The organism is Achromobacter sp. DMS1 (genome assembly GCF_001270295.1).
The window spans coordinates 1-5,382 of sequence record NZ_LHSJ01000270.1 but is presented as its reverse complement, the minus strand read 5'-3'; the positions used below and the strand labels follow the sequence as shown (position 1 = coordinate 5,382).

At 67.8% G+C, this 5,382-nt stretch carries 7 protein-coding genes; 4 read left to right on the top strand and 3 right to left on the bottom strand.

All coding sequences use genetic code 11. The features are described 5' to 3' along the window. Positions 1–675, bottom strand: a 675-nt coding sequence (tsaB, locus tag AD428_RS22145; protein ID WP_082308548.1) for a tRNA (adenosine(37)-N6)-threonylcarbamoyltransferase complex dimerization subunit type 1 TsaB, incomplete at its 3' end; no start/stop codon positions are given. 130 nt (positions 676–805) lie between these two features. Here tsaB and risA point away from each other — a divergent pair. The 4 genes from risA to AD428_RS22125 all read left to right on the top strand — a co-directional run bounded on the left by risA (position 806) and on the right by AD428_RS22125 (position 4,172). Next, positions 806–1,540 (top strand): response regulator transcription factor RisA, encoded by a 735-nt coding sequence (risA, locus tag AD428_RS22140; protein WP_053246610.1) that lies wholly within the window; start codon positions 806–808, stop codon positions 1,538–1,540. 34 nt (positions 1,541–1,574) lie between these two features. After that, the gene (gene risS / locus AD428_RS22135) at positions 1,575–2,969 is read left to right on the top strand and encodes a sensor histidine kinase RisS (RefSeq protein ID WP_053246609.1); all 1,395 of its coding nucleotides are present in this window, start codon (positions 1,575–1,577) and stop codon (positions 2,967–2,969) included. A gap of 60 nt (positions 2,970–3,029) precedes the next feature. Continuing rightward, positions 3,030–3,578, top strand: coding sequence for a peroxiredoxin (locus tag AD428_RS22130; protein ID WP_053246608.1), 549 nt, complete (start codon positions 3,030–3,032; stop codon positions 3,576–3,578). Positions 3,579–3,653: 75 nt separating this feature from the next. Next, positions 3,654–4,172 (top strand): carboxymuconolactone decarboxylase family protein, encoded by a 519-nt coding sequence (locus AD428_RS22125; RefSeq protein ID WP_053246607.1) that lies wholly within the window; start codon positions 3,654–3,656, stop codon positions 4,170–4,172. A 94-nt stretch (positions 4,173–4,266) separates the two neighbouring features. On the opposite strand, the gene ispF is transcribed toward AD428_RS22125, so the two are convergent. Both ispF and ispD read right to left on the bottom strand, forming a co-directional pair. Beyond that, entirely contained in the window at positions 4,267–4,752 is a 486-nt protein-coding gene (ispF, locus tag AD428_RS22120; RefSeq protein ID WP_053246606.1) for a 2-C-methyl-D-erythritol 2,4-cyclodiphosphate synthase, read from the bottom strand. Continuing rightward, the coding region (ispD, locus tag AD428_RS22115) for a 2-C-methyl-D-erythritol 4-phosphate cytidylyltransferase (RefSeq protein WP_053246605.1) at positions 4,749–5,382 on the bottom strand (634 nt) is incomplete at its 5' end. The genes ispF and ispD, both read right to left, overlap by 4 nt.

The following is a 5,382-nucleotide window of genomic DNA, read 5'->3' as shown; positions in this document are numbered from 1 at the left end:
TTCGCCGCGGCGCCAGCTTTCCAGCGCCAGCCGCGCCACGCTCGCCGCATCCGGACGCAGCGCCGCGCCGGCCCGCGCCCATCCGGCGGGCACGGCCATGTCGGCCGCGTAGGCGTCCCAGGCGTCGCCCGCCCGCAGCACGTCCAGCGGACGCCCCGCCGCCTCCGACCACCGCGGCAGGTGATGCGCGGTCCAGGGCGCAACCTCGGCGGCGGCGATCAGCATGGGCGCCTGCAGCTCGACCCAGCCGCCGGCGTGCTCGCCGGCCGCGGCGCGGCGGTACGCGGCCAGGTAGACCTCGTTCATGCGGGCGTCCAGGGCCACCACCGCGGCCTGCCCGGGCCCGGGCGCGGCCTGTGCGGCGACCGCCAGGTGCGACACCACCGGCACCACCGGGATGTCCAGGGCCAACGCCATGCCCTGGGCCACGCCGCAAGCCACGCGCAGACCGGTGAAGCCGCCCGGCCCCTGGCCGAAGGCCACCGCCCCCAGGGCGTCCGGAGCCAGTCCGGCTTCTTCGAGCAATTCCTGGGCCATGGGCAGCAGCCGCTCGGCGTGTTCCTGCGAGCCCTCGTGTTCGCGCACGCTCACATCGACGCGGCCGGCAGCCGCCCGCAACAGGGCCACGCCGCAGCGCGAAGACGAGGTTTCCAGGGCCAGCAGGTTTAGTTCCATAGATGCAGATTGTACGAAATTAGGGGCTATGTCCCCGTGAGTAAGGGGGATTTCAACCATGGCTCGCAATGTGTAATATCTTGTGAACGCCCTCTAGCCGCTGGTTCTCGTCACTGTTACATTTCCGGCCATGAATACGCAAAACACCACCCCTACCCGCAAAATCCTCGTCGTCGACGACGATCCGCGCCTGCGCGATCTGCTGCGCCGGTACCTCTCGGAACAGGGATTCAACGTTTTCGTCGCCGAAGACGCGAAAGAGATGGGTAAGCTCTGGCAACGCGAGCACTTCGACCTGCTCGTGCTGGACTTGATGCTGCCGGGCGAAGATGGCCTTTCCATCTGCCGCCGGCTGCGCGGGGGGCACGACAATACGCCCATCATCATGCTGACGGCCAAGGCGGAAGAAATCGACCGCATCGTCGGTCTGGAAATGGGCGCCGACGATTATCTCTCCAAGCCTTTCAATCCCCGCGAGCTGCTGGCGCGCATCAACGCCATCCTGCGCCGCCGCGGCACGGAAGAGCATCCGGGCGCGCCCAGCCAGGAGAACGAATCCATCGTTTTCGGCCCCTATGTGCTGAACCTGTCCACCCGCACGCTCACCCGCAACGGCGAGCAGGTTCCCATCACCACGGGGGAATTCTCCGTGCTGAAGGTGTTCGCCCGCCATCCCAAGATTCCCCTATCCCGCGACAAGCTCATGGAACTGGCCCGCGGCCGCGAGTACGAGGCCTTCGACCGCAGCCTGGACGTGCAGATCTCCCGCCTGCGCAAACTGATCGAGCCGAACCCGTCCAAGCCCGTCTTCATCCAGACGGTCTGGGGCCTGGGCTATGTGTTCGTCCCGGACGGTGGCAGTTGATCTTTACGCCCGCCCAGGGCAGGAGCGCAGCCTCGTGCCCCGTTTGCGCAAAACCTTCAAGAACCTGACATCGCGCCTGCGGCTCGGCCTGTTCGGCCGGACCTTTCTGCTGCTCGCCGCGCTGATGCTCGTCAGCCTCGGGGCGTGGCTGCAGGTCTTTTTCAGCATGGAGCTGGGCCCGCGCGCCAATCAAATGGCGCAGCGGGTGATCACGGCCGTCAATATCACGCGCACGGCTCTCATCTATTCGCACAACGGCGAGCGCAGCAAGCTGCTGCTGGACCTCGCCACCAACGAAGGCATCCAGGTCTATCCGCGCGAAGTCACCGACTTCGCCGAGCCCCTGCCCGACGACGACTACTGGCAGCGCGTGGCCCAGCACATCCGCACGCGCTTCGGCCCCGAGACCCAGATCGCCTGGGGCGTGAACCAGGTGCCCGGCTTCTGGGTCAGCTTCCAGATCGACAAAGACCTGTACTGGCTGGTGTTCGAGCGCGAGCAGATCGGCCTGACGGGCGGCATCGAATGGCTGGGCTGGGGCGCGACCGCCCTGCTGCTCTCCCTGGTGGGGGCGGCCGTCAGCGTGGGCTTCGTGAACCGGCCGCTGTCGCGGCTGGCGCGCGCCGCCCAGGTGTTGTCGCGCGGCGAGACGCCCGCGCCGCTGCCCGAGCAGGGGCCGCTCGAAATCCGCGACCTCAACGCCTCGTTCAACCGCATGGCCAAGGATCTGCGGCAGGCCGAAGCCGACCGCGAACTCATGCTGGCCGGCATTTCGCACGACCTGCGCACGCCGCTGGCGCGCATGCGGCTGGAAATCGAACTGAGCGGCGTGTCGGAAGACGCGCGCCAGGCCATCGACGAAGACCTGGGCCAGATCGACCACAGCATCGGCCAGCTCATGGAATATGCGCGCCCGGCCGGCACGCTGCCGCAGCTTGCCACCGACATCTCGGCCGTGCTGGGCGAGCTCTACGAGCGCGAGCGCAGCCACACCGCCTCCCTGGGCGGCGAGCTGGAGGCCGCGCTCGAACCCGGCCTGCGGGCGCGCATCACCGCGCTGGACCTCAAGCGCATCGTCAGCAACCTCATCGAGAACGCGCGCCGCTACGGACGCTCCGCCGACGGCATGGCGCACCTGCTCATGACGCTGCAGTCCGAGGGCGGGCTCATCGTGATCGAAGTTTCCGACCGCGGCCCCGGCATCGCCCCCGAAGAAGTGGAGCGCCTGCTGCGGCCGTTCTCCCGCGGCGAGGCGGCGCGCACCGGCGTCAGCGGCGCCGGGCTCGGCCTGGCCATCGTGGAGCGCCTGCTCAAGCATGTCGGCGGCTCGCTGCGCATGCTGCCGCGCGAAGGCGGCGGACTGACCGCGCGCATAGAGTTGCCCAAAGCCAGGTTTAGGAATTATCAATTAGACACGGACAATCAATAGCGTAGAATTTAGGGTTTGAGGCACAGCCTTATCTCCACCCAACAACTACTGGGAGTAAACATGAAAACTGTTGGCGACAAACTCGAGCCTTTCAAGGTCACCGGTGTCAAGCCCGGCTTCAACCAGCACGAAGAAAACGGCGTGTCGGCGTTCGAAGACATCACCGAGAGCTCGTTCCCCGGCAAGTGGAAGGTGATCTACTTCTACCCGAAAGACTTCACGTTCGTGTGCCCGACCGAAATCGTCGGCTTCAACAAGCTGGCCAAGGATTTCGAAGACCGCGACGCCGTCCTGCTGGGTGGCAACTCCGACAACGAATTCGTCAAGCTGGCCTGGCGCCGTGAGCACCCCGACCTGAGCAAGCTGGGCCACTACCAGTTCGGCGACACCACCGGTTCGCTGATCGACCAGCTCGGCGTGCGCGAAAAGGCCGCCGGCGTTGCCCTGCGCGCCACCTTCATCGTGGACCCGGACAACACCATCCAGCACGTCTCGGTGAACAACCTGAACGTGGGCCGCAGCCCGGAAGAAATCCTGCGCCTGCTCGACGGTCTGCAAACCGATGAGCTGTGCCCGTGCAACCGCTCGGTTGGCGGCGCCACGCTGTAATTTCCCGGCCCGGCCTGGGGTTCTCGCCACGAGGCCCCGCCGGGCTTTAATTGCGCTAGATTATAGGTAAAAACTATGGAATTTCTTACGACCATTAAGGAACAATTGCCGGATTGGGCCAAGGACATCCGCCTGAATCTGGACGCCGTGATCTCCCGTTCCACCCTGTCCCCCGAAGACGCACTCGCCTCGGCCCTGGCGGCGGCCTATGCCGCGCGCAGCCCGGTGCTGGTGGAAGCCTTCAAGAGCGGTCTTTCCGACACCGACGCCAACGCCGCCCTGACCGCCTCGGCCCTCATGGGCATGAACAACGTCTGGTATCCCTACACCGAAATGTCGGGCGACGCCCGGCTCAAAAGCCTGCCGGCCCAGTTGCGCATGAACGCCTACGCCACCCACGGCGGCGTGGAAAAGAAGCGCTTCGAGCTCTTCGCGCTGGTGGCGTCCATTATCGGCAAGTGCCACTTCTGCGTGCAGTCGCACTACGAGAACCTGAAGAAAGACGGCCTGACGACCGAACAGCTGCGCGATGCCGGCCGCATTGCCGCCGTGGTCAACGCCGCCGCCCTGGCACTGGCCGCGCAGGGCAAGTAAGCACCGTCCGCCCCGCCGGGGCGAAAGCAGAACGGGGCGCAGGAAACCGGCTTTCCTGCGCCCCGTTCGTGTCCGGGCATAGAGCGCCCGGGCCTCAGACGCGCGCCAGGAGCGCCACCACGGTGGCGGCGATGCCTTCCTGGCGGCCCAGGTAGCCGAGCCCCTCGTTGGTCTTGGCCTTGACGTTCACCTCGCCTTCTTCGAGGCCGGTGTCGGCGGCGATGTTGCGCACCATGTCCGGCGCGTGCGGGCCGATCTTGGGCGCCTGCGCATGCACCGTGGCATCGATGTTGACCGGCGCCCAGCCCGCCTTGCGCACCTTCGCCACCGCCACGCGCAGCAGCTCGCGGCTGTCCGCACCCCGGTAGGCCGGATCGGTGTCGGGAAAGTGGCGGCCGATGTCGCCCAGGCCCGCGCCGCCCAGCAGCGCGTCGGTAATCGCGTGCAGCAGCACGTCGGCATCGGAATGGCCCAGCAGGCCATGGGTGTGGGGAATGGTCACGCCGCCGACGACCAGCGGCCGGCCTTCGACCAGGGCGTGCACATCGAACCCCTGTCCGACTCGGTAGGGAAATTTCATAGCCATTTTTCCATCAGTTCGAAATCGTCGGGCCAGGTCACCTTGAAGTTGCGCTGCGCGCCCGGCACGAGCAGGGGCGCGAAGCCCGCGGCTTCCATGGCCGAAGCCTCGTCCGTCACGGTTCCGCCGTCCACCGCCGCCCTGGCCAGGGCATCGCGCAGCGCGCCGGCCCGGAACATCTGCGGCGTCTGGGCCAGCCACAGCCCCTTGCGGTCCAGCGTGTGCTCCACGCGCTCGTGGCCGCTCTTGACCGTATCGGCCACGGGCAGCGCCAGCAGGCCGCCCACCGGGTCGGCCAGGCAGGCGTCGATGAGCCGCCTGAGCGCCTCGGGAGGCAGACCGGGGCGCGCCGCGTCGTGCACCAGCACCCAGGCGTCGTCCGGCAGGCCGGCTTCGGCCAGCGCCCCCGCCACGGTATCGGCGCGCGTGGGGCCGCCGCAGGGCCGCCATTCCGTGCGCGGCAGGCCCCGCAGGGCGCCGTCCACCCAGCCGTCGCCCGGACTGACCGCCACGCGCACCTGGGCGATGCGCTCGTCCTCGAGCAGGGCGCCCACGGCCCAGCGCAACATGGGCTGGCCGGCCAGCGGCCGGTACTGCTTGGGCACCGCCTGGGCGCCGGGCGCCGCTGGC